This window comes from Devosia oryziradicis (assembly GCF_016698645.1).
Lineage (GTDB): Bacteria > Pseudomonadota > Alphaproteobacteria > Rhizobiales > Devosiaceae > Devosia > Devosia oryziradicis.
Window position 1 is genome coordinate 1,035,070 of sequence record NZ_CP068047.1, and the last position, 22,498, is coordinate 1,057,567.

A 22,498-nucleotide genomic window follows, 5' to 3' on the forward strand; every position below is an offset into this window, starting at 1 on the left:
CTCCCTGGCGTCTTGAGCCGACGCCACACTGATTTGCATGCCAGTTTCGCCGTTAACGGCCAGCTTGTCCAGATTGCCGAAACGCATGGCCACAAATGGCACGGTCCGGCCGACCGAGGTTTGCACGATGGCAAACTTCGCTTAAACATGATGGCCTATAGTCGATTCACGAGCGCCGTGTTGGCGCCGTACATGCCAGGCCGGGAAGCGCTTTCCGGCCTTGCCAGTCGAACGGCCGGAGCCCTAGATGAAGCGAATTCTGCTCGCAGAAGACGACAATGACATGCGGTCGTTCCTGACCCGTGCCCTCAAGAACGCGGGCTACGAGGTCGTGTCGTTCGACAACGGGCTTTCGGCCTATGAGCGGCTGCGCGAGGAGCCGTTCTCGCTGCTGCTCAGCGACATCGTGATGCCGGAAATGGACGGGATCGAGCTGGCGCGCCGCGCCACCGAGCTCGATCCGGACCTCAAGGTGATGTTCATCACCGGCTTTGCCGCGGTGGCTCTCAACCCCGACAGCGACGCGCCCAAGGATGCGTCGGTACTGAGCAAGCCGTTCCATCTCAAGGATCTGGTGAACGAGGTCGAGCGACTGCTGGCGGCATAACTGCCACTATCCACAAAGCGCCGATTGCCCTCTTGACCCCTTCAGGGGTTTTATGGTCTATCCGCGCCACTGGACGGGCCTTGCGGCTCTTCCATCCCGGAGAGATGGGCGTATAGCTCAGCGGGAGAGCACCTCGTTGACATCGAGGGGGTCACAAGTTCGATCCTTGTTACGCCCACCATCTCTCTACTTTTCGCCAATGGCGATGGGAGTATAGCTCAGCGGGAGAGCATTCGCTTCACACGCGAAGGGTCACAAGTTCAATCCTTGTTACTCCCACCATTCCCCTTCTCCGTTTGACTTCGGCGACCTGTGAACGGGCAAGCCCTGCGTTTGCGGGCGCGGGGGTACCTCACCACATGGTTTGTCGGGCGCGTTCGGGCCAGGCCTTGTCATAGGCGTCGCCGCCAACCTGGTTTTCCGTCATGCCCGCGAGGATCTGGCCGGGGGTGGGCAGGGTGGCCGGATCGACGTGGCGCTCCGGATTCCAGAGTTCGGAGCGGACAATGGCGCGGGCGCACTGGAAATAGAGTTCATCGATCTTCATAACGATGACAGAACGCGGCGCCTTGCCCTCGACCGCAAAACTGGCCAGCAGCTCGGGATCAATGCTGAGATGAGCCTTGCCATTGGCGCGGAAGGTGGTGCCCGAGCCGGGCAGGAGGAACAGGAACGCGACGCGCGGATCGCGCACGATGTTGCGCAGCGAATCGATGCGGTTGTTGCCGCGCCGGTCGGGCATCATCAGCGTCTCGTCATCATGAACGCGCACGAAGCCGGGTTGGTCGCCACGCGGCGAGCAATCGATGCCTTCGGGGCCGACGGTGGCGAGGGCGGCGAAGGGGCTGGCCTCGATCAGGCGCCGGTAATGCGGCGTCATCCGGTGGGCTACCTTGACTGTCGAAGCGGCGGCGGGAGCGGGGGTGTAGAGCGCTTCGAGCTGCTCGAGCGAAGTGACAATGGACATAATCAACCTTGGCAGGCGTTCAGCCCGACGTGAACATGGGGCGCTATCGGCGGGATGTAACTGATCCTATATTCGGCGCGAATAACAGCGCGACAAAGGAGTAATGCCATGGACACCCATGCCTTCAAGGTGACCCGGACCGACGCCGAATGGCGCGCCAAGCTGACGCCGGAACAGTATCAGGTCATGCGCAACCACGGGACGGAGCGCCCCGGCTCCTGTGCGTTGCTCTATGAGAAGCGCGCCGGAACGTTCTCCTGCGCCGGCTGCGACACGCCGCTGTTCGAGTCCAAGCTCAAGTTCGAGAGCGGCACGGGCTGGCCGAGCTTCAACGATCCGCTGCCAGGCTCGGTGGAAGAAACGGTGGACCGCAGCTACGGCATGGTGCGGACCGAGGTGCATTGCGCCACCTGCGGCAGCCATCTGGGCCATGTGTTCCCCGATGGCCCCCCGCCGACCGGCCTGCGCTACTGCATCAATGGCGTTGCCTTGAACTTCACGCCCACGGCGTGAGGTTTTCGGCCAATCTGTCCATGCTCTACCCAGAGCATGGTTTTATCGAGCGGTTTGGCGCCGCGGCGGCCGATGGCTTCCGCGGCGTCGAGTTTGTTTCCCCCTACGAATACGGAGCGGCCGAGGTGGCCGGAGCGGCGCGAGCGGCTGGCATCGAAATCGTCCTCTTCAACTCGCCGACCGGGGACTGGGCGAAGGGCGAGCGGGGCAGCGCTTGCCAGCCGGGCCGGGAGGACGTGTTCCGCGAGGGGATCGAGACCGCGATCGACTATGCGCAAGTGATGCGATGCCCGCGGCTGCATATCATGGCGGGTATCGTGCCGGATGGGGTTTCGGCAGCGGCGGCGGAAGCGTGCCTGGTCGACAATTTGCGCTGGGCGGCGGCGCGCCTGGCGGAAACCGGGATTGCAGCGCTGATCGAGCCGATCAACCCGGTCGATATGCCAGGTTATGGCCTGAACTCGCTTGCCCAGGCAGAGCGGGTGCTCGCAGCGGCAGGGCCCGAGAACCTGTGGCTGCAATATGATTTCTACCACATGGCGATGATGGGCGAGGCACTGGTCGAAAACTTCGAGCGGCTGCTGCCGCGTATCGGGCATGTGCAGATCGCCGATATGCCGGGCCGGCACGAGCCGGGCACGGGCCGGTTGGACTATGCCGGCGTCTTCACGGCGGTGGAGAGGTCGGGCTATGGCGGCTGGATCGGCGCGGAATACCGGCCAAACGCGGGTACAAGCCAGGGGCTGGGGTGGATGCACGCCCTGCGTAAGCAGCCCTGAGGTTCAGGTTCCCCGCGGCTTTGCCCGCGCCGTTGGGGCGGCCTTTGCCGGGTCGTCGGGCCAGGGGTGGCGGGGGTAGCGGCCCTTGAGATCCTTGGCGACGTCGGCCCATGAGCCAGCCCAGAAACCAGGCAGGTCGCGGGTCGTCTGGATTGGCCGGTGCGCGGGAGAGAGCAGCACCAGCAGCAGGGGAATGCGGCCATTGGCAATGCTGGGGTGGCGGGTAAGGCCGAACAGTTCCTGCACGCGGATCTCGATCGCCGGGCCGCCCTCTGCCCCGTAGTCAATGGGGACGGCATTGCCGGTTGGCGCCACAAAGTGGCTGGGCAGCAGCGCTTCGATTTCCTGCCTGCGCGGATAGGGCAGCAGCAGGTCGAGCGCAGCGCGCAGGTGGTCGGCTGAAATGTCGGAGAGCTTGGTGAGGCCGAAGAGGGCTGGCGCCAGCCAGTCGGCGGCGTCGGCGGCAAGAGCGTCGGCCGAGAGATCGGGCCACGCATCACCCAGCGTCGCGCGCAGGTAATTGGCGCGGGCGCGCCAGGCCTTCTGCTCGCGGCTCCAGGGCAGGGCTTCAATGCCGCGACGAGCGGCGGCTTCGGCGAGGAGCAGGGCGGCGGCTTCCGGGTCGTCGACGGGCACGGGATCGTCGGCGAGCCTGATGGCGTCGAGCTGGCGGAGACGCCTGGCGCGGACGCTGGACGAGGCCGCGTCGAAGCTCAGCGTCGTGGTTTCGGTGATGCGGTGGGCAAAGAGGGCTTCGAGATCGGTCCGATCCAGGGCGGCGGCGCCGCGGATGCGGGCGGTGGCTGCGGTGCCGGTGATGTCGGTCACAACGAGGTAGGGCTGGGTGGCCAGGGCGTCGGTTTCCTCGAGGCTGGCCTGGCGGCCATTGGCGAGGCGGAACCTGCCGCGGGGGCCAGCGGCCTGGGCGACGCGATCGGGGTAGGCGCGGGCAAGGTGGCGGCTTGCTGCAAGATTGCTTGCAGTTTTCTTGCTGCTTGCTTGCGCGGCCCAGCGGCGGGCGAGGGCACGGGCGTCGTCGGCGCGTTTGGACCGATCGGTGCGGAAGCGATCGAGGCGATGGGCCAGGTCGGTGCCATCGCCGCCCAGGCCGCGTTCGGTGACGAGGACGGCCAGTTCCGCCGCCGTCAGGGCATCGTCTTCGGCTGCGGCGGCGACCACCATGTGGGCCAGGCGGGGATGGAGCGAAAGGCGGGCGAGGGCTTTGCCCTCCGGGGTGATGCGGCCCTGCGCGTCCAGCGCATCGAGGGCGCGGAGGAGGTTCGTCGCCTCCGCCCAAGCGGGGGCTGGCGGGGGATCGAGAAACGGCAGGGTGCCGGGATCGGCAACGCCCCAATTGGCAAGATCGAGCGCGAAGCCGGCAAGATCGGCCGCCAGGATTTCCGGGGTGTCGAAGGGCTCAAGCGCCGAGTTCTGGCCCTCGTTCCACAGCCTGATGGCGACGCCTGGGCTCGTGCGGCCGGCGCGGCCGCGGCGTTGGTCGGCGCCGGCGCGGGAAATGCGCGATGTGGCGAGCGTGGTGAGACCGGTGCCGGGTTCATAAACCGGGACGCGGCGGAAGCCGCTGTCGACCACGATGCGGACGCCATCGATGGTCAGCGAGGTTTCGGCAATGGAGGTCGCGAGGACCACCTTGCGGCGGCCCGGTTCGGCCGGGCGGATGGCACGATCCTGCTCGGCGGGGGTGAGCTGGCCATAGAGCGGGGCGATATCGATGTTGGCGGCGACGCGGGTGGCGAGGCGCTCAGCAACCCTTGTTATTTCGCCCTGGCCGGGGAGGAAGACGAGGGCAGAGCCTTCGTGTTCGCGCAGGGCGGCAAGGACCGCGGTGGTAACCTGGTCTTCGAGGCGCTGCAGCGGATCGGGTTCGCGATAGAAGGTCTCGACGGGGAAGGCGCGGCCAAGGCTTTCGATCACCGGGGCGTCGGAGAGGAGGCGGGCGACGCGGGCGCCGTCCAATGTCGCCGACATGACGAGGACGCGCAGGTCGGGGCGCAGGGCCGAGGCGTCGAGGGTGAGGGCCAGGCCCAGATCGCCATCGAGGCTGCGCTCGTGGAATTCGTCGAAGAGGACCGCGGCGATTTCGCTCAGCTCAGGGTCGTCGAGCAGCATGCGGGTGAAGACACCTTCGGTGACAATTTCGATACGGGTCTTGCTGGTGACCTTGCTGTCCATGCGCACACGATAGCCGACGGTCTGGCCGACTTCTTCACCAAGCAGGCGCGCCATCTGGCTAGCGGCGGCCCGGGCGGCGAGGCGCCGGGGTTCGAGCATGATGATGCGGCGATCTTGGCGCCACGGGGCGTCGAGCAGTGCCAGGGGTACACGGGTGGTCTTGCCGGCGCCCGGTGGGGCGACGAGCACCGCATAGGGGCCGGCAGCGAGGGCTTCGCGCAGGGCCGGTAGGGCATCGTCGATGGGAAGGGGCGGCAGGGACATGGGGAGGTGTTTGGCGGACCGGCGGGGTTTGGGCAAGAGGAAGGGCGTGGACGCGGAAGGGGAAAGTGAACCAAGATTGCGTTGCGGGGTGGTGCCAGGGCCAATCCGGCTGCATTAGGGTGGGGTCCATTGGGAGTCTTGCATGAGCAACATTCGTATCGCCAATGACCATCTGACCGTCGAAGTCTCCCCGCTGGGGTCCGAGATGCAGTCAATCGTGACCCGTGACGGGCAGAGCTGGCTGTGGCACGGCGACGCCGCCTTCTGGAGGGGGCGCTCGCCGGTGCTGTTTCCAATGGTGGGCCGGTCGCCCAATGACCAGGTCAGCATTGAGGGGCAACGCTACGGCATGAACCAGCACGGCTTCGCCCGGCGTAGCGCTTTCACGCTGATCGACAGCGGGTCGGACTTCTGCCGGTTCGAGCTGGTGGCGAGCGAAGCCAGCAAGGGCATGTATCCGTTCGATTTCGTGCTGACGCTGGAACATCGGCTCGAAGGGCGAGCCGTGGTGGTGACAGCCGAGGTTTCCAATCGCGATCATCGGCCCATGCCATACGGGATCGGGTTTCACCCGGCCTTCGTGTGGCCGCTGCCCGGCTGCGAAGGGCTGGAGCACGAGGTGACGCTGGACAATGGGCGGGCGCCAGTGCTGATACGCCTGTCGGGTGGCCTGGTGGCGCCCTTTGCGCATCCCTCGCCGTTCAAGGCCGGGGCGATGACGCTGAACCATGATCTGTTCGAGGCCGATGCGATGCTGTTCCCGGAGGGCGCTGGGGCCGGATTGACCTATGCGGCGGGGGATCGGGCGATCCACTTCACCTGGGAGAATTTGCCGAACCTGGCCATCTGGTCCAAGCCGGGGGCGCCGTTCGTGTGTCTGGAGCCCTGGCATGGTACGGCGGCCGAGGTGGGCGAGAATGATGCGCTCGATGAGCGGCCCTATGTAGAGATTCTCGGGCCTGGGGCGAGCGGACGGTACTCGTTCAAGGCTGAGCTGGTCGGGTAGGAGGCTGACCGCAAGGTCGGCGAGCGTCGCCCACCCCCTCCTACCTTCCCCATCAAGGGGAGGTTTCTCTGCACTCGGGGGCACGATCCAGCGCAACCCACCGGACGGCACCTCCCCCTTGATGGGGGAGGTTGGGAGGGGGTGTAGGGAGCCCCGATCTCCCGCGTGACGACTGCGAATTCAGCGCCGCACGCCCAGCCTGGCCATCTTTTCGCTCAGCGTCCGCCTTGGCACCTGCAGCGCGTCTACCACTGCGGCGATGGAATCGCCGTGGCGGGCGAGTTCGGCCTCGATGACGTGGCGCTCATAGGCGGCGAGGCGGTCGGCGAGGCTGGCGGTGGACGATATCGGCTTGGCCGATTTCGGTCCGAGGATCGTGTCGAGCGAGCGTCCGGTGGCGTCGAGGCCCAAAGCGAAGCGGTCGGCGGCTGCCTTGAGCTCTCGGACATTGCCGGGCCAGGTGTGCACCAGCAGCGCATTGATGTCGGCCGGGTGCAAGGGCGGCGCGGGCTTGTTGAAGCGCTGGGCGGCCAGGCCGAGGAAATGGTGGAACAGTAAGACGCTGTCCTCGCCGCGATCGCGTAAGGGGGCGAGGTGGATAGTGGCCAGGTTCAGCCGATAGTAGAGGTCGGCGCGGAAGCGTCCGGCCTCGCTTTCGGCTGCGAGATCGACCTTGGACGCGGCGACGATGCGGACATCGAGCGGAATCTGCCTGTTGGAGCCGACGCGCTCGACCATGCGCTCCTGGATGACGCGCAGGACTTTCGCTTGGGCCAGGAGCGGCATGGACTCGATCTCGTCGAGCAGCAGGGTGCCGCCATTGGCGAATTCGAACTTGCCGATGCGTTTGTCGCGGGCGGAGGTGAAGGCACCGGCCTCGTGGCCGAAGAGCTCGGATTCGATCAGTTCGGCGGGTATGGCGGCGCAGTTGACGGCCACAAAGGGTCCGTTGGCGCGCGGCGAGAAATCATGGAGGCAGCGGGCGACGACTTCCTTGCCGGTGCCGGTTTCGCCGAAAATGATGACGTCGGTGGGGATGGTCGCCAATTCGCGGACGGCGTGGCGGAGGTCTTCCATGACGCGCGACGAGCCGACCAGGCGGGTGGAGAGTTCGGCCTCGCCGCCATCGAGCTTGCGGCGCAGCTCGGCGACTTCGCGCTTGAGGCCGGCCTGTTCGGCAGCGCGGCGCAGAGTTTTGACCAGCTGGTCGGGCACATAGGGCTTTTGCAGGAAATCGAAGGCGCCTGATCGCATCGCTTCCACGGCCATCGGCACGTCGCCATGGCCGGTGATGAGGATGACCTCGGAGGCCAGCGCTCGCTCGCGCACCGTCCGCAGGAGATCGAGGCCGGACAGCCCCGGCATGCGGACATCGGTGAGGATGACCTGCGGCCTGATGTCGTCGAGCGCGGCCAGGGCCTCTTCGGCATTCGCGGCGACATGGGTGGCAAAACCGGACAGGCGCAGCCACTGCTCGAGCGCGGTGCGCACCATTTCTTCGTCGTCGACGATGAGGACGGTGGGGGTCATGGGGTAGTTCTCGATGGTAGGGGTCTGCGGCCCCTCCCCCTTGAGGGGAGGGGTTGGGGTGGGGGTGCTGCGTTTGAAGCGGACGCAGAGCTTGCATGAGCCGCAGCACCCCCACCCTCGCTCCCTCCCCTCAAGGGGGAGGGAGGCGCTGGAGCCGACAGCTCGGCAACGAGCGGCAATCGCACCGTGAATGTGCTGCCCTGACCCGGGCGACTTTCCACCACTATGGCGCCGCCGATGTCGCGGACGAGGCCATAGGAGATGGAGAGGCCCAAGCCCAGGCCGCGGCCGGCCTGCTTGGTGGAGTAGAAGGGGTCGAAGAGATTGGCCAGTTCGGTGGCTTCAATGCCCGAGCCGGTATCGGCGACGGAGACTTCTACCGTCCTGGCGGTCTGGCTGAGCCCGATGGACAGCACCCTGACGGCGCTGTGCTCCATGGCGTCGGCGGCATTGGCGATGAGGTTGATCAGTACCTGTTCGAGATGGACAGGGTTGCCCGAAACCATGAGCCTGCCGCGATGGCGGCGATATTCGACATCGACGCCAAAAGCCTTGAGCTTGTGATCGACCAGGTCGAGCGCATTGGCGATGACCTGTCCCAGGTCGGCCTCCATTTCGACGCGGGTCTCCTTGCGGGCGAAGGTCTTGAGGTGCCCGGTGAGGGCCGAGAGGCGATCAACCACCTTGTCCATCGTGCCCAGAATCTGGCCGATATCGGCGTCGCCATGTCGGGCGGCGACCAGCTTGGCGCTGGCAATGTGTGTGGTCAGCGCCGCGACGGGCTGGCTCACCTCGTGGGCCACGCCGGCCAGGGCCTGGCCGAGGCTGGCCATCTTGGCCGCCTGCACCAGGCCATGCTGCGCGTCACGCTCGGCCTTTTCCGCCCGGATGCGCTCGGCGATTTCGTCGCGCAGGGCCTGGTTGGTGACATGGAGGTCCTCGGTGCGTTCGGCGACACGCTGTTCAAGTCGGTCATGTTCGGCGAGGCGCTGGGCCACGATGCGCTGCCGCTGGACCAGCAGGAGCACGATCAGCAGCGCGGCGGAAACGGCGAGCGCGGCCGCCGCCGCAGCAATCCAGGCGGCGCGGAACAATGGACCGACCGAGGTGAAGGAGATGATGCGCCACTGGTGGGTGGGCAGGCGCAGTTCGTCCAGGATGAAGATGCCGGACGCATCGGGGTCGGGACCCGCAAGCCAGGCGAACTGGGTACCGCGCGAGGGCCAGATATCGGAGGCAACAGGCGTGTCGAGCACGGCGGCGCTGCCATAGCGACGCTGTGCGGCAATGCGCTCGGCGGCGCCGGATTCGAGCACGGCAAGCGGGCGATAGCGCCAATCGGGGCGGGTGGAAAGGATGGCGACATTGTTGCTGTCGACGATGACGATCAACTCGCCGGAGCGCCACCAATTGGCTTCGATTTCGCCGAGATTGACCTTGGTGACGGCGACGCCGAGGGGGCCGTCGGAGCCATCGATACGGCGGGCGAGGAAATAGCCTGCGACACCGGTGACCGTGCCCACGGCATAGAAGCGGGCATCGCCGTCGCGCATCGCCTCCTCGAAATAAGGGCGGTAGCCCAGGTTTTCGCCAACGAAGCTGTCATAGGCCCACCAGTTGGAGGCGGCGACGACGGCGCCCGTGGGATCCATGACGAAGAGTTCGCCGGCGCCGGCGGTATCGTTGAGGCGGGAGAGGAAGCCGTTGGCGGCCTCGCGGCGTTCCGGATTCTGGGGGTCGGCAAGGACGGCGCGGGTTTCGGCGGCCAGGGCAATGGAGGAAGGCAGGTAGTGAAACCGCTCGATGATGGCTTCCAACGTGCGGTCGAACAAGGACAGGCGGCGATCGGCCTGCTGGCCGGCACTGGCAATGGCGCTGGTGAGGGCGATCTCGAATGCGGCCCAGCCGGTCAGCACGACAATGGCGATCGCCGCGCCGACCAGGATCATCTGTCGACGCTGCAGCAGGTCACGAAAGCCGAAACGGGTCGCCACGCAGTCTCCTTTGGCAAGAAATTGCCCAAACCTCAGGGCTCGCTCGGCAAGTTCTTGCCAATTTTGCTAGCATAGGCCGATCGATCTGCATATCTGCCTTGCATTTTTAGCTTGGCACACGGTTTGCAATGGAGGCTGCATGGGTGCGGCGGGGAGCCAGCACCTAACCAAATCGGGAGGACCATCAATGAAAAAGACCGTATTTACCCTTGCCGCTGTCCTGCTTGGGGGACTGGCCCTGTCAGGCACCGCACTGGCGCAGGGCTATCCGACCAAGCCGGTCACCGTCGTGGTGCCGTTCTCGGCCGGCGGCCCGACCGACACGGTGGCGCGCCTGCTTGCCGAAGTGATGAGCCAGGATCTGGGCCAGCAGGTGGTGGTGCAGAATGTGGGTGGCGCCGGCGGCACGCTGGGGGCCGGACAGGTCGCGACCGCACCGAACGATGGCTATACGCTGCTGCTGCACCATATCGGCATGTCGACCGCGCCGACGCTTTATCGCAGCCTGCCCTATGATCCGGCCAAGGATTTTGCCCCGATCGGACTGATCACCTCGGTGCCGATGACGCTGGTGGCCCGCAAGGACTTCGAGCCGACCACGTTGGCCGAGCTGATGGACTACATCAAGGCCAATGGCGAGAACGTCACCTATGCCCATGCCGGCATCGGTTCGGCGAGCCAGCTCTGCGGCATGCTGCTGATGGATGCGCTCGATACGCAGATGACCACGGTTCCCTACCAGGGCGCCGGCCCGGCCATGACCGACATTATCGGCGGGCAGATCGACATGATCTGCGACCAGACGACCAATACGACCAGCCAGATCAAGGCCGGCGAAGTGAAGGCCTATGCGGTGACCTCGCAGAACCGCCTCGATGCCCTGCCGGACGTGCCGACCACCAAGGAAGGTGGGTTGGGGCTCGAAATCGGCGTGTGGCACGGGCTCTATGCCCCCGCCGGCACCGACCCGGCCATCATCGAGCGGCTGGAAAAGTCACTGCAGGTGGCGCTGGCCAATGAGACCGTGATCAGCCGCTTCGCCGAACTGGGCACCTATCCGGTGACTGCGGAAGAAGCCACGCCCGATGCGCTGGCCCAGACCCTCGCCAGCCAGACCGAGCTCTGGCGCGCGGTGATCGAAGCCGCTGGCGTCTACGCGGACTGATAGCGCGGAGGGTGGGGCCGCCAACGGCTCCACCCGGCCCGCCAACCACGACGCGGCGGGCGGGCGAGACACAAGCAAGCGGGGAGGATGCGGTGGTTTCCAATTTTTCGACCAAGGATCTCGTGTCGGGGGGCATCTTCGTCCTGGCCGGGGCCTATTTTGCGATCGAGGCGCTGAATTACGAGGTGGGGACGGCGTTTCGCATGGGGCCCGGCTTCATGCCGCTGCTGCTGGGCAGCGTGCTCGTGCTGCTCGGGCTGGGCGTGGCGGCGGGGGGCTGGAACAAGCCGGATCGGGAAAAGCCGTTGGCGCCGTCCTGGCGCGCCATCGCCCTCATCATTGGGGTCGTGGTGTTTTTCGGCGCCACCATTCGCGGCCTGGGCTTCGTGCCGGTGGTGTTTGTCAGCGCCTTCGGCGCAGCCATGGCCAGCCGGCTCAACTCACCGGTGTTTGCGGCGCTGGTGGCGGTGGCGCTGACCGTGATGTGCACCGTGATCTTCGTGGTCGGCCTGGGCATGAGCGTGCCGCTGGTCGGACCCTGGCTTGGGCAGTAGGAGCGGCCGATGGACATCATTGCCTCGCTGGGCCTGGGCTTTTCGGTCGCCCTCGACCCCATGAACATTCTCTACTGCTTCATCGGCGTGCTGCTGGGCACGCTGGTGGGTGTGCTGCCCGGCATCGGGCCGACGGCGACCATCGCCATGCTGCTCCCGATCACCTTTTCGCTGTCCCCAGCCGGGGCGTTGATCATGCTCGCCGGCATTTATTATGGCGCACAGTATGGCGGCTCGACCACGGCGATCCTGATCAACCTGCCGGGCGAAAGCTCGTCGGCGGTGACCGCGATCGACGGCTACCAGATGGCAAAGAAGGGCAGGGCGGGTCCGGCGTTGGCGACGGCGGCTTTGGGCTCGTTCTTTGCGGGCACGGTGGCAACGTTGCTGCTGGCCTTCTTCGCGCCGCCGCTGGCGCGCGCGGCGCTCAATTTCGGGGCGCCGGAATATTTCGCGCTGATCGTGCTGGGCCTCTTGGTCTCAATCGCGCTGGCGCATGGCTCGATCCTCAAAGCGCTGGCGATGATCGTGCTGGGGCTGTTGCTGGGCATGGTGGGCCAGGACATCTATACCGGTACGCCGCGCTTCACCTTCGGTATCCGCGAGCTATTTTCGGGGCTCAATTTCGTGTCGGTGGCGGTGGGCGTGTTTGGCGTGGCCGAAATCCTGCGCAATCTCGAGGATGAGAAGGGCCGGGATGTGATGGTCAAGTCGGTCAAGAACCTGTGGCTCACCAAGGACGACTTCCGCCGCATCATCGGACCGGTCTTGCGCGGCACGGGTCTGGGATCGCTGCTGGGCATCCTGCCGGGGGGCGGACATATCCTCTCGTCCTTTGCCTCCTATTCGGCCGAGAAGCGCCTGAGCAAGAACCCGGAAGAGTTCGGGCACGGCGCCATCGAGGGCGTGGCCGGGCCGGAATCGGCCAATAATGCCGCGGCGCAGACATCGTTCATCCCGCTGCTGACGCTGGGCATTCCGGCCCATCCGGTCATGGCGCTGATGGTGGGGGCATTCATCCTCCAGGGCATCACGCCCGGCCCTAATGTGATCAACGACCAGCCGGCCTTGTTCTGGGGCATCATCGCCTCGATGTGGATCGGCAATATCCTCCTGGTCCTGCTCAACCTGCCGCTGATTGGGCTGTGGGTGAAGATGCTCTCGATACCCTATCGGGCGCTGTTCCCGGCCATCGTACTCTTCGCCTGCATCGGCTGTTTCTCGATCAACCAGAACATCTACGACGTCTATGCCATCGGCTTCTTCGGGGTGGTCGGCTATATCCTCATCCGCTTCGGCTGCGAGCCCGCGCCGCTGCTGCTCGGCTTCGTCCTGGGGCCGTTGCTGGAAGAACATCTGCGGCGGGCGATGATCATCTCGCGCGGCGATCCGACGGTGTTCGTCACAAGGCCGATCTCGGCAACGCTGCTGGGCCTGGCCCTGCTGGCGGTCATCGTGGCGGTGCTGCCGAGCATCCGCAAGAAGCGCAAGGAAGTGTTCGTGGAAGAGGATTGATCCTCGCATCCGCCCACACCCACCATGCGTCACCCTCGGGCCTGACCCGAGGGTGTTTGCTTTTATGATGCCGGTAAGTGAAGAGCCCTCGGGTCAAGCCCGAGGGTGACGGCCGGTGGGTTAGGTAGGAAGGGCGGCGTGGCTACTCGGCCGCGCCGCGTTCGTCCATCAATGCGTCAGGGCCATTCGGATCGCCCGGGGCAGTCTCGGCGCCCAGATCGGGGAAGGCCACCACACGGTTGTTGCGGAAGTCGAGGCGCACGACGAGCAGCCCGCGTTCCTCGAACCAGGTCAGCAGGCGCCGGGCGCGGCTGGCGGAATGGGTGCCGTAGAGGCGGGCCAGGGTGGCGTCGGAGGGGCAGGGCGCGGATGTGAGCGCGGCCTGGGCGAGGACGAGGAAGACGCCCTGGACATCGTCCGTCAGGGTTTCGGACATGGACAGCGCCTGCTGCCAGCCATCGGACTGGGCGACCTCGCGATCCGGGGCAACGCGGGCGACGGCGAGACGGCGCTTGAAGGCGGGCAGAGCCGGTGGCTCGCCGGGGACGCGGCGGATGCGGCAGCGGACCAGGAAGTCCTGGTAGAGCACGGCGACGGTGCGGAAGCTTGCATCGGGATCGCCCAGAAGCTCAGCCATGATGGCGTCGATCTGCTTATCGCGCTCCGCCTCGTCGATTTCGGGGAAGAGGCTCTGCGGCGCTTCCTCGACCTGCGGGCGGGCGCGTGAGAGCTGGGCCAGCAGCTCGTTGGTCGAGGGTGGCGGGGGCGGCGCGGGGCGACGCACCACGGGACGCGCCTGCTCTTCGGCGGTGGCCGTGAAGATGAGGTCAGCCGCGTCGACCGGGGCTTCGAAGGGCACCAGCTTGGGGCTGGTGGAGCGGGCCGAGGTTTCGACGGCGCCGATGGTGACCGGCAGCGGGCGACGGGAAATGGCGGGGCCCAGGGCGACGAAGTGGCCGCGCGCCAGATCGCGGAATTGCTCGGCCTGGCGCTTTTCCATGCCCAGGAGATCGGCGGCGCGAGCCATGTCGATATCGAGGAAGGTGCGGCCCATGAGGAAGTTGGACGCCTCGGCTGCGACGTTCTTGGCCAGCTTGGCAAGGCGCTGGGTGGCGATGACGCCGGCGAGACCCCGCTTGCGGCCGCGGCACATCAGGTTGGTCATGGCGCCGAGCGACAGCTTGCGGGCTTCGTCGCTGACTTCGCCAGCGGCGGCAGGGGCGAAGAGCTGGGCTTCGTCGACGACGACGAGCACGGGATACCAGTGGTCGCGCTCGGCATCGAACATGCCACCGAGGAAAGCGGCGGCGGCGCGCATCTGCTGCTCGACATCGAGGCCTTCCAGATTGAGCACGACGGAGACGCGATGCTGGCGGACGCGGGCGGCGATGCGGGTAAGCTCGGCCTCGGTGCGCGTGGCGTCGACGACGGTATGGCCGAACTTGTCGGCAAGCGTGGTGAAATCGCCCTCGGGGTCGATGATGCATTGCTGCACCCAAGGGGCGGATTGCTCGAGCAGGCGGCGCAGCAGGTGCGATTTGCCGGAGCCGGAATTGCCCTGGACGAGGAGACGGGTGGCCAGCAATTCCTCGAGGTCGAGCGTGGCGGGCGTGGTGCCGCCGCTCATGCCCATGTCGATTGCTACCTTCATTCGGTCTCCGGGAGGCGATCCCGGTCGAAGCGGGCATCACGCGAGTCTGGAACTGGGGAACAGATTTAGCATCGGCCGTCGCGATTCGGGGAAATCACGATGGAGGAAGTCACAGGGAAGGGCGGCGCGGAAGTTGCAGTCGTCACCCTCCCCCTTGTGGGGAGGGCCCTGTGGGTGGGGTGCTTTTACAAATCCCGCAGCAGTCTTGCCGGCCGTGCCGAGGCGGCGCGCAGGATGGTCATGGCACCCAGGCAGGCGGTGATGGCGATGGCGACCAGGAGGACGATGGCCAGGGAGTCGCTGTTGAGGGTGAAGTCGACATTGAGCATGAGCATGCTGATCAGCCAGCCCAGGCCGATGCCCAGCACGATGGCGGGCAGGGCGGCCAGGGTTGCCAGAACCAGATATTGCATGAAGGCGGTGGCCATCAGTTCGAGGCGAGTGGCACCCAGTACCTTTGATATCACCGTGTCGGCCTCGCGCTGGCGGCGGCCGGTGGCGAGGCTGCCGACCAGAACGAGCAGCCCGTTGCCGACGGCCAGGCCACCCACCAGGACTGCGGCGAAGGAAAGTTGGCCGAGCGCATCGGTGATCTGCTTGAGCGTATCGCCGATCTCGATAAAGCGGACATCGGGGAAATCGGCGGCGAGCTGGCGCTCGACGGCCTCCTCGCGACCCGGCAGGGCGGTGACAGCCGCAAACAGCGTGGTCGGATAGGCATCGATGACGCCGGGGGAGAAGGTGGCGAGGAAGTCGATGCCCCCCTGCCAGGAATAATCGCGGAAACTGGCTATCGTGGCGGTGATCGGTTCGCCGAAAATGGTGAAGGTGAGCGTGTCACCCAGGTCGACGCCGAGGCCTGAACGCAGGCTCTGGTGGAGGGACACCAGAGCCGGGCCGGCATAGTCGGCAGGCCACCACTCGCCCGAGGTGATGCGCGAGGAGGCGGGGAGCTGCGTACGATAGGTAAGTGGCACTTCGCCGGCGAGGAGGAAGGTGGCTTCGGGGCCGCGGGTGCGGACCGTTTCAGCGGGTTGGCCGGCTATTTCGGTCAAGGCGCCACGCAGCATGGGCGTGGCGACGAAGCGGGGGATATCGGTACCCGGGCCGGCGACAGCGGCCAGGGCGTCCACTTCATCGGGGAAGAGGTCGGAGGCGACCAGGGTCGGGACGTCGAAGGCGGAGGCGCCGAGGAATTCCTGGCGCAGGTTGGTCTGGAGCACCAGGACGACGATCAGCATGGCCAGGGCCATGCCGGCGGAGACCACGACCGAGGCGGCATTCTGGCCGGAGCCGGAAATGGCGCGCAAGGCGTGGCGCGGAATGCGGGCGCGCGGTTCGGGCAGCCGGCTCAGGCCGAACTGGATGACGCGGATGAACAGCTGGAAGAGGATGGCCGAAACGCCGCTGGCGAGGCCGAAGGCGGCTACCAGTACGGCATCACCCGTCATCAGCCAGGCCAGTACGAAAAAGGCGATGGCAGCGGCGATGAGCGGCAGGACCTGCCAGGAGAGCAGCAGAGCGCGCCAGTCGATGGGTGGGGCCGAAAGGCCCTTGGAGCGGAACAGCAGCACGGGGCGGATGGTCTGGGCCTGCTGCAGCGGCAGGTAGGCAAAGGCGAAGGCAGTGACGAAACCGGCGCCCGCCGCCACCAGCAGCGGCTGGATATGCAGCGTGGCGGCCAGATCGATACCCACGGCGCGGCCGATGATGGGCAGGACGGCAAAAGCGGCTCCACCGCCGATAAGGAGGCCAATGCCGACGCCCACCGCGGCGAGGGCTGCGACCTGGGCGAAGAAGTGGATGAAGATGCGCGCGCGGCTGGCGCCCATGGAGCGCAGCACGGCGATGACGCTGGCGCGCTCGGCGATATAGGCCTGCATGCCGGTCCAGACGCTGACGCCGCCAATGAGCAGCGAGCCCAGGCCGACAATGACGAGGAAGCGCATGAAGAGGTCGTAGTAGCGCACCATCTGCCCGAGGCCATCGCGGGCCGAGCGCACGGTCCAGCCGCTATCGGCAAAGGCGGTTTCCAGCGCAGCCTTCCCGGCTTCGGCATCGCGATCATTGAGCAGGAGCTTGTAGCGATACCAGGAGCCCAGACCCGGCAGGGGCGATGTGCGGTCGGAAACGGAGGCGAAGCCGGCATCGGTCACGATGGCGGTGAGGCCGAGGCGGAAGCCGCGCACGGGGCCATCGGGCAGCTTGGTCAAGGTGCCGCGCACCTGGAATTCGGTGCCGCCCAGGCCGAAGCTGTCGCCGATAGCCAGGCCCAGCTGATCGAGCAGCACCGGGTCGAGGAGCGCGCCATGGATATCCTCGACCGGGGCGAGGAACTGGTGGACGGATTGACCTGAAGGCAATTGCGGGCTCACCACCTGGCCGAGCAGGGGATAGGTGGGGCCGATGGCGGTGAGGTCGACGAAGGCGTCGCCGCTGGCCGATTCCGCGCGCAGGTTGGTGTCGACAATGGTGGAGACGGTGCCGAACGTGTCCATGCTGGCGCGTTCGGCATCGGTGGCGAGCCGATCGGCGCGGGACAGTTCGACATCGCCGCCCATCAGTTCGGCGGCCCCGTCGTCGATGGCGCGGGTGATGCTCGAGCCGACCGAGTTGACGCCCGAGATCAACGCGGTGCCCACGGCAAGACAAACGACCAGCAACAGGAAACGGCGCAGGTCCCCGCGCATGTCGAGCAGGCCGATGCGGATGGCGCTCCAGACCGATCCCATCAACGCTGACCCGTGGTTTCGGTGAGTTCCCCGGCCATCATGGTGAACACCCGGTCGGCGCGGGCGGCCAGGTGGGGATCGTGGGTGATCAGCACCACCGCGGTGCCCTTTTCGCGGGCCAGGTCGAACATCAGGTCGACGACGACGGCACCGGTTTTCTGGTCGAGATTGCCGGTCGGCTCGTCGGCCAGCAGCAGCGGCGGATTGGCGACCATGGCGCGGGCCAGGCCGACGCGCTGCTGCTCACCGCCCGAGAGAGCCGAGGGCCGGTGATCGAGCCGGTTGCCCAGGCCGACGGCGGCGAGGGCTGCGGCGGCTTTTTCGCGAATTTGCGACAGCGGCAGTTCGGGCGCGGCGATTTCGAGCGCGAGGCCAACATTGTCATGCGCGGTCAGCGAGGGAATGAGGTGGAAGCTCTGGAACACGATGCCCAGCGTCCTGCGGCGGAAGCGGGCGAGATCGTCTTCGTCGAGGGCTCCCAGATCGGCACCGTTGACCTCGACCCGACCGCCAGTGGCGCGCTCGAGGCCGGCCAGCAGCATCAGCAGCGAGGTCTTGCCGCTGCCCGATGGGCCGACGATGGCCACCACTTCCGATGGGGCTACCTCCAGGGAAACGCGCTTGAGGATATGCAGCGGCTTGCCCGCAACGTCGAGAGAGTAATCAACATCGCGTGCAGCAATGATCGGCGCGTCAGCTTTAGTCACCAGAACCGTTCCCCCAGTGCCGAAGTCGTTAGTTGCGACAGTCCGGCGGTGTCTTGTATCTGTCACTCGGTAGAGAATTCGTAACAACATCGTCAGCTGTGTCAGATTTTTGCTGGCTTCGGAATCTCCGCACTGGCAGACATAAACAGAATCTGATGTCTCGGAGGGATGGAGGGGGCTTTCCGGATGAATAAGTGGTTGGGGATTGGTGTTGCGCTGGCCTTGATGCCGTTTGCCGGCGTGACGCTGGTGCAGGCACAGGCCGAGATCGCCTTGCTGGAAGCCTATGTGGGGAACTGGCAGGGCGAGGGTGCGCTTGTTGGCGGCGACGAGCCGGAACCGTTCCGCTGCCGGCTGTCCGTCGCCAAGGGCAATGCGGGCAAGGTGAACTATACCGGCCGCTGCGCGCTGGTGAATGCGACGCTCTCGATCAGCGGCACGATCGCCTACAATGAATCGGCGAAGCGCTATGAAGCGGCCATGAGCTCCAATGCCGGATTTACCGGCATCGCGATCGGCCAACAGCGGCAGGGGCAGATCAGCTTCGACCTCAAGGAGCAGCAAAAGGATCGGGCCGGCAGCGATGTACGCATCGGCTCGCGGATCCTTCTGGCAAATGGCGATATCACCGTGGACTTCGAGGTGGAGTTCAACAATTCCGGCGAGGTGCTGACCGCCTCCGTGCCCTTCAGCCAATAGCGGGCCCTGGAGGCGGCAGCGGGCTGACCGCCTCCTTGCTGTTCAGGCCGAGGGCGAGAACCAGGACAGGACGGCATAGCCGACCAGCGAGGCTACCGCGCTGACGCTGATGCCCCAGGCCAGGTCGACCACGCTGACCATCAGGGGCCAATCCTTCACCGTGGACAGGTTGGTGAAGTCATAGGTGCCGTAAGCAACCAGGCCCAGCAGCGCGCCCAGACCGAGCGCCATGAGCCATGAGCCTGCCGAGGCGGCCGGCAGCACGGCAAAGACGACGAGCCCCACCACATAGACCAGGTAGAAGGCGCCTGCGACCGGCAGGTTGGGGCTCTCGCGCAGCAATGTGCCAAGGAGGGGTTTATAGAGCCGCGGAACGGCCAGGCTCAACCAGATGAAATCAAGGGCGAAGAAGGCCACCGCGGATGCGGCATAGGCTATGACGGGTGCGGGCATGGGGTGCTCCGTGGCAAACAGGGTTTGCCAGAATGCTGGCACGGGCTGCCCGTACGGCCAACCGGACTTTGTGGCCAAAGCGGCAAAATATGGCTCCCAGGGACGAAACTTGCAGCATGCGGATTTCGTAGCTGGTTCAGACCATCCATTGGATTAGCCCGCTTCATGCATCACGATCATCATCCAGACCTCTCCCATCATCGCCGCATCGCCGTGATCGGCGCCGGTGTCGCGGGCCTCTCGGCAGCCTGGCTACTGAGCCGGAAGCACGAGGTGACGCTCTATGAAAAGGAAGATTGGTTGGGCGGGCATGCCCATACTGTCGATGTCGAGACCGCGGGCGGGCGGATGGCCATCGATACCGGCTTTATCGTCTACAACACCGACAATTACCCCAATTTCACGGCGCTGCTGCAGCATCTGGAAGTCGCGAGCGTCGAGACGCACATGTCGTTTGCCGCCTCGGTGGGCGCCGGGCGGTTCGAATATTCGAGCGACTTCCGGGGCCTGATCGGGCAGAAACGGAACCTGGCGCGGCCCGGCTACTGGCAGATGCTGGCCGATATCGTGCGCTTTTACGCCCATGCCGAGAGCCTGATCGACAGCCCGGAAATCGAAGGCATGACCCTTGGCGGTTTCCTTGACAAGCACGGCTACTCGACGCACCTGGTCGACCTGCACATCCTGCCGATGTGCGCGGCGATCTGGTCCAGTTCGGCCGACGCTATCCGCGGCTTTCCGATGCGCGCGTTCGTGCGGTTCTTTTCGAGCCACGAACTGTTCAAGCTGGGCCGGCGCGCCCTGTGGCGCACGGTCAAGGGCGGCAGCCGCAGCTATGTGGCGGCCATGGTGCGCGACTTCGGCGGCAAGGTGCGGCAGGCGCCGGCGGCGCGGGCCATCAGCCGGCAGGCCGGCCTGGTAACGGTGGAGGACGTGCACGGCGGGCGCGACGTGTTCACCGACGTGATCATGGCCAGCCATGCCGACCAGACATTGGCGATGCTCGATGATGCCGATGGGTTGGAGCGCGAAGTGCTCGGCGCTTTCAGCTACACGCATAATCGTGCCGTGTTGCACGACGATCCGAGCCTGATGCCACAGCGCAAGGCGGTTTGGGCGAGCTGGAACTATATCGGCGGCCCCGACGATGCCGGCGCAGACGCACTCTGCGTCACTTACTGGATGAACCGGCTGCAGAACCTGGACCGACGCCACCCGATCTTCGTGACCCTCAATCCGAGCCGCGAACCGCGCAAAAGCGCCGTGCTGCGCAGCTACGACTATGAGCATCCCCTGTTCAACCAGCCGGCGCTGACGGCCCAGAAGCGGCTCTGGGAGTTGCAGGGCCGGCGTGGCACCTGGTTCTGCGGCAGCTATTTCGGCTATGGCTTCCACGAGGACGGGCTGCAGTCCGGCCTGGCGGTCGCGGAGAATTTCGGAGTGACCCGCCCCTGGGTCCGCCCTGTCAACCGCATTGCCGAAGCCCCGGTTCAACTCCAGGCGGCGGAATGACGGCGAGCGCCATCTATACGGGCATGGTGGTGCACAAGCGGCTGCGCCCCAAGCGGCACAAGCTGCGCTACCGCGTCTTTGCGCTGCTGCTCGACCTGGACGAACTGCCGCGCCTGTCGCTGCGCTGGCTTGCGGTCAACCGCTGGGGACTGCTGAGCTTCCGCGAGCGCGACCACGGCGATGGCGGACCGTTGCGGCCATGGGTGGCCGCGCGGCTCGTCGAGGCCGGTATGGTGGCGGACGGGCCGGTGCGCATGCTGTGCTATCCACGCATGCTCGGCTATGTCTTCAACCCGCTGACCGTTTATTTCTGCTACCGGGCGGACGGCAGCTTGTCCGCCGTTATCCACGAGGTCCACAATACCCATGGGGAGCGCCACGCCTATGTGCTCCCGGCCGGCGAGGGGATTGTGCGACACAGCTGCGCCAAGACGTTCTTCGTCTCGCCGTTCATGCCGATGGACTGCGTCTATAATTTCACCATCAGCCCGCCCGCCCAGGATGTCAGCGTCGCCATCCTAGAGACCGACCCTGCCGGACCATTGCTGACCGCGACGTTTGCCGGCGATCGCTCTGAGTTGACCGACGCTGCGCTGCTGCGCGCCGTTCTGGCCCATCCGCTGATGACCCTCAAGGTAACGGCGGCGATCCACTGGGAGGCGGTCAAGCTGCTGCTCAAGGGCCTGCGGGTCTACCCCCACACGCCAAAGAAGCAGTCGACAATCGGCTGAGGCCCGGCCGCCGACGCCCCGATCACGGGGTCACAAACTGCGCACCATGCGGCGGGTGATCGGGAAAAACAGGCCATAAGGCAGGACGCCAAGCAGTTTCATCGCCGCTGTCATCTGCCAGGGGAAGACGATCTCGAAGCGGCCGCGTTCCAGACCCTTCATGATGGAGTCGACCGCCTCGTCTGTGTCGATCAGAAAGGGCATGGGGAACTTGTTCTTGCGCGTCAGCGGCGTGTCGACGAAGCCGGGATTAATAAGGGTTAGGTCGACATTGTCGGCCTCCAGCTCAGGCTTGAGCGATTCAGTCATGGCGATCAGGCCCGCCTTGCTGGCGGCATAAGCGGCGGCGGTGGGCAGGCCGCGATAGCCGGCAACGGATGCCACGATGGCAATGCGGCCGGCGCGGCGCTTTCGCAGCAGGGGCAACAGCGCGCCCAGACTGTGCACCGCACCCATGAGGTTGGTGTCCACGACATGGGCGAACTTGATCGTGTCGAATTTTTCCGCCGTCACCTCGCTATTGGTGCCGGCATTGAGGATGGCGAGCGTGATCGGGCCGGCCTCGGCCTCGATGCGGGCCACCGTATCGCGGACGGCCGCTTCATCGGTGACATCAAGCGGCATCGGGAGGATTGAGCCTGGGCCTTTGGCATCGGCGGCGAGCTGGGCCAGATCGGCCTCCGTGCGGGCGCTGGCAGCCACCGTCATGCCGCGGGCGACGAGGGCCAGGGCAAGGCCTCGCCCGATGCCCGTGCCGGCGCCCGTGATCCATGCCGTTCCGGTGAAAGTCTCGCGCGCCATATGGGAGGGTCCTTGCTCGTGATCTCGGGCAAGATACGGCGGAGGGCGGCAAAAGGTTTCCGTGCCGCACCCTACGGCAGGGTGTCGTGGATGACCACGGCCATGGATTCCGGCCTTCGCCGGAA

19 protein-coding genes and 2 tRNA genes are annotated in these 22,498 nt (G+C 66.0%); 12 read left to right on the forward strand and 9 right to left on the reverse strand.

Translation table 11 applies throughout. The features are described from left to right. Positions 1-247: 247 nt before the first annotated feature. From cpdR to JI749_RS05260, 3 genes are all read left to right on the forward strand, one after another. Positions 248-607 (forward strand): cell cycle two-component system response regulator CpdR, encoded by a 360-nt coding sequence (cpdR, locus tag JI749_RS05250; protein ID WP_046139960.1) that lies wholly within the window; start codon positions 248-250, stop codon positions 605-607. A gap of 106 nt (positions 608-713) precedes the next feature. Next, positions 714-788, forward strand: a tRNA-Val gene (locus JI749_RS05255). 26 nt (positions 789-814) lie between these two features. Continuing rightward, a tRNA-Val gene (locus JI749_RS05260) sits at positions 815-889 on the forward strand. 70 nt (positions 890-959) lie between these two features. Here JI749_RS05260 and JI749_RS05265 read toward each other — a convergent pair. After that, complete coding sequence (locus tag JI749_RS05265) at positions 960-1,574, reverse strand: pyridoxamine 5'-phosphate oxidase family protein (protein ID WP_201660263.1); 615 nt, start codon at positions 1,572-1,574, stop codon at positions 960-962. Positions 1,575-1,682: 108 nt separating this feature from the next. Between JI749_RS05265 and msrB the strand changes: the two genes are divergently transcribed. Both msrB and JI749_RS05275 read left to right on the forward strand, forming a co-directional pair. Beyond that, positions 1,683-2,087 carry a peptide-methionine (R)-S-oxide reductase MsrB gene (gene msrB, locus JI749_RS05270; protein WP_201660267.1) on the forward strand — a complete coding sequence of 135 codons (405 nt, stop codon included), beginning with the start codon at positions 1,683-1,685 and terminating at the stop codon, positions 2,085-2,087. Positions 2,088-2,107: 20 nt separating this feature from the next. Next, a complete protein-coding gene (locus tag JI749_RS05275) occupies positions 2,108-2,866 on the forward strand; it encodes a hydroxypyruvate isomerase family protein (RefSeq protein WP_201660271.1) in 759 nt (252 codons plus the stop codon). 3 nt (positions 2,867-2,869) lie between these two features. Here the strand turns inward: JI749_RS05275 and hrpB are convergent, their stop codons facing one another. Next, positions 2,870-5,323, reverse strand: a complete 2,454-nt coding sequence (gene hrpB, locus JI749_RS05280) for an ATP-dependent helicase HrpB (RefSeq protein WP_201660274.1) — start codon at positions 5,321-5,323, stop codon at positions 2,870-2,872. 142 nt (positions 5,324-5,465) lie between these two features. On the opposite strand from hrpB, the gene JI749_RS05285 reads away from it, so the two are divergent. Then, a complete protein-coding gene (locus JI749_RS05285; RefSeq protein ID WP_201660278.1) occupies positions 5,466-6,329 on the forward strand; it encodes an aldose 1-epimerase family protein in 864 nt (287 codons plus the stop codon). A gap of 180 nt (positions 6,330-6,509) precedes the next feature. Here JI749_RS05285 and JI749_RS05290 read toward each other — a convergent pair whose 3' ends face one another. After that, complete coding sequence (locus JI749_RS05290) at positions 6,510-7,859, reverse strand: sigma-54-dependent transcriptional regulator (RefSeq protein WP_201660281.1); 1,350 nt, start codon at positions 7,857-7,859, stop codon at positions 6,510-6,512. Continuing rightward, entirely contained in the window at positions 7,856-9,853 is a 1,998-nt protein-coding gene (locus JI749_RS05295) for a sensor histidine kinase (protein WP_201660284.1), read from the reverse strand. The genes JI749_RS05290 and JI749_RS05295 overlap by 4 nt, the downstream gene beginning before the upstream one ends. 187 nt (positions 9,854-10,040) lie before the next feature. On the opposite strand from JI749_RS05295, the gene JI749_RS05300 reads away from it, so the two are divergent. The 3 genes from JI749_RS05300 to JI749_RS05310 all read left to right on the forward strand — a co-directional run bounded on the left by JI749_RS05300 (position 10,041) and on the right by JI749_RS05310 (position 13,087). Next, positions 10,041-11,018 carry a tripartite tricarboxylate transporter substrate-binding protein gene (locus JI749_RS05300; protein WP_201660288.1) on the forward strand — a complete coding sequence of 326 codons (978 nt, stop codon included), beginning with the start codon at positions 10,041-10,043 and terminating at the stop codon, positions 11,016-11,018. Positions 11,019-11,110: 92 nt separating this feature from the next. Continuing rightward, on the forward strand, positions 11,111-11,572 hold the full coding sequence (locus JI749_RS05305; RefSeq protein ID WP_201660291.1) for a tripartite tricarboxylate transporter TctB family protein: 462 nt from the start codon (positions 11,111-11,113) through the stop codon (positions 11,570-11,572). Between the two features lie 9 nt (positions 11,573-11,581). After that, entirely contained in the window at positions 11,582-13,087 is a 1,506-nt protein-coding gene (locus JI749_RS05310; RefSeq protein WP_201660296.1) for a tripartite tricarboxylate transporter permease, read from the forward strand. A gap of 142 nt (positions 13,088-13,229) precedes the next feature. On the opposite strand, the gene JI749_RS05315 is transcribed toward JI749_RS05310, so the two are convergent. The 3 genes from JI749_RS05315 to JI749_RS05325 all read right to left on the reverse strand — a co-directional run bounded on the left by JI749_RS05315 (position 13,230) and on the right by JI749_RS05325 (position 18,177). Continuing rightward, a complete protein-coding gene (locus JI749_RS05315; RefSeq protein ID WP_201660299.1) occupies positions 13,230-14,738 on the reverse strand; it encodes an ATP-binding protein in 1,509 nt (502 codons plus the stop codon). 185 nt (positions 14,739-14,923) lie between these two features. Then, positions 14,924-17,470: an ABC transporter permease gene (locus tag JI749_RS05320; protein WP_201660302.1), complete on the reverse strand. Its 2,547-nt coding sequence runs from the start codon at positions 17,468-17,470 to the stop codon at positions 14,924-14,926. Next, the gene (locus JI749_RS05325) at positions 17,470-18,177 is read right to left on the reverse strand and encodes an ABC transporter ATP-binding protein (RefSeq protein WP_233280876.1); all 708 of its coding nucleotides are present in this window, start codon (positions 18,175-18,177) and stop codon (positions 17,470-17,472) included. Before JI749_RS05325 ends, JI749_RS05320 begins: the two co-directional genes overlap by 1 nt. 186 nt (positions 18,178-18,363) lie before the next feature. On the opposite strand from JI749_RS05325, the gene JI749_RS05330 reads away from it, so the two are divergent. Next, entirely contained in the window at positions 18,364-18,876 is a 513-nt protein-coding gene (locus JI749_RS05330) for a heme-binding beta-barrel domain-containing protein (protein ID WP_201660308.1), read from the forward strand. Positions 18,877-18,918: 42 nt separating this feature from the next. Here the strand turns inward: JI749_RS05330 and JI749_RS05335 are convergent, their stop codons facing one another. After that, positions 18,919-19,329 (reverse strand): DUF2177 family protein, encoded by a 411-nt coding sequence (locus JI749_RS05335; protein ID WP_201660312.1) that lies wholly within the window; start codon positions 19,327-19,329, stop codon positions 18,919-18,921. 165 nt (positions 19,330-19,494) lie between these two features. On the opposite strand from JI749_RS05335, the gene JI749_RS05340 reads away from it, so the two are divergent. Together JI749_RS05340 and JI749_RS05345 are read left to right on the forward strand one after the other, a co-directional pair. Next, entirely contained in the window at positions 19,495-20,841 is a 1,347-nt protein-coding gene (locus JI749_RS05340; RefSeq protein WP_201660315.1) for an NAD(P)/FAD-dependent oxidoreductase, read from the forward strand. Beyond that, a complete protein-coding gene (locus JI749_RS05345) occupies positions 20,838-21,572 on the forward strand; it encodes a DUF1365 domain-containing protein (protein ID WP_201660319.1) in 735 nt (244 codons plus the stop codon). The genes JI749_RS05340 and JI749_RS05345 overlap by 4 nt, the downstream gene beginning before the upstream one ends. A 30-nt stretch (positions 21,573-21,602) precedes the next feature. On the opposite strand, the gene JI749_RS05350 is transcribed toward JI749_RS05345, so the two are convergent. Continuing rightward, positions 21,603-22,373 (reverse strand): SDR family NAD(P)-dependent oxidoreductase, encoded by a 771-nt coding sequence (locus JI749_RS05350; protein ID WP_201660322.1) that lies wholly within the window; start codon positions 22,371-22,373, stop codon positions 21,603-21,605. Positions 22,374-22,498: the final 125 nt, after the last annotated feature.

Coding starts and splice junctions, on each gene's coding strand:
- JI749_RS05335 (WP_201660312.1), bottom strand. CDS start 19,329: ATGCCCGCACCCGTCATAGCCTATGCCGCATCCGCGGTGGCCTTCTTC.
- JI749_RS05340 (WP_201660315.1), top strand. CDS start 19,495: ATGCATCACGATCATCATCCAGACCTCTCCCATCATCGCCGCATCGCC.
- JI749_RS05275 (WP_201660271.1), top strand. CDS start 2,108: ATGCTCTACCCAGAGCATGGTTTTATCGAGCGGTTTGGCGCCGCGGCG.
- msrB (WP_201660267.1), top strand. CDS start 1,683: ATGGACACCCATGCCTTCAAGGTGACCCGGACCGACGCCGAATGGCGC.
- JI749_RS05300 (WP_201660288.1), top strand. CDS start 10,041: ATGAAAAAGACCGTATTTACCCTTGCCGCTGTCCTGCTTGGGGGACTG.
- JI749_RS05310 (WP_201660296.1), top strand. CDS start 11,582: ATGGACATCATTGCCTCGCTGGGCCTGGGCTTTTCGGTCGCCCTCGAC.
- JI749_RS05290 (WP_201660281.1), bottom strand. CDS start 7,859: ATGACCCCCACCGTCCTCATCGTCGACGACGAAGAAATGGTGCGCACC.
- JI749_RS05345 (WP_201660319.1), top strand. CDS start 20,838: ATGACGGCGAGCGCCATCTATACGGGCATGGTGGTGCACAAGCGGCTG.
- JI749_RS05265 (WP_201660263.1), bottom strand. CDS start 1,574: ATGTCCATTGTCACTTCGCTCGAGCAGCTCGAAGCGCTCTACACCCCC.
- JI749_RS05285 (WP_201660278.1), top strand. CDS start 5,466: ATGAGCAACATTCGTATCGCCAATGACCATCTGACCGTCGAAGTCTCC.
- JI749_RS05320 (WP_201660302.1), bottom strand. CDS start 17,470: ATGGGATCGGTCTGGAGCGCCATCCGCATCGGCCTGCTCGACATGCGC.
- JI749_RS05315 (WP_201660299.1), bottom strand. CDS start 14,738: ATGAAGGTAGCAATCGACATGGGCATGAGCGGCGGCACCACGCCCGCC.
- hrpB (WP_201660274.1), bottom strand. CDS start 5,323: ATGTCCCTGCCGCCCCTTCCCATCGACGATGCCCTACCGGCCCTGCGC.
- JI749_RS05330 (WP_201660308.1), top strand. CDS start 18,364: ATGAATAAGTGGTTGGGGATTGGTGTTGCGCTGGCCTTGATGCCGTTT.
- JI749_RS05350 (WP_201660322.1), bottom strand. CDS start 22,373: ATGGCGCGCGAGACTTTCACCGGAACGGCATGGATCACGGGCGCCGGC.
- cpdR (WP_046139960.1), top strand. CDS start 248: ATGAAGCGAATTCTGCTCGCAGAAGACGACAATGACATGCGGTCGTTC.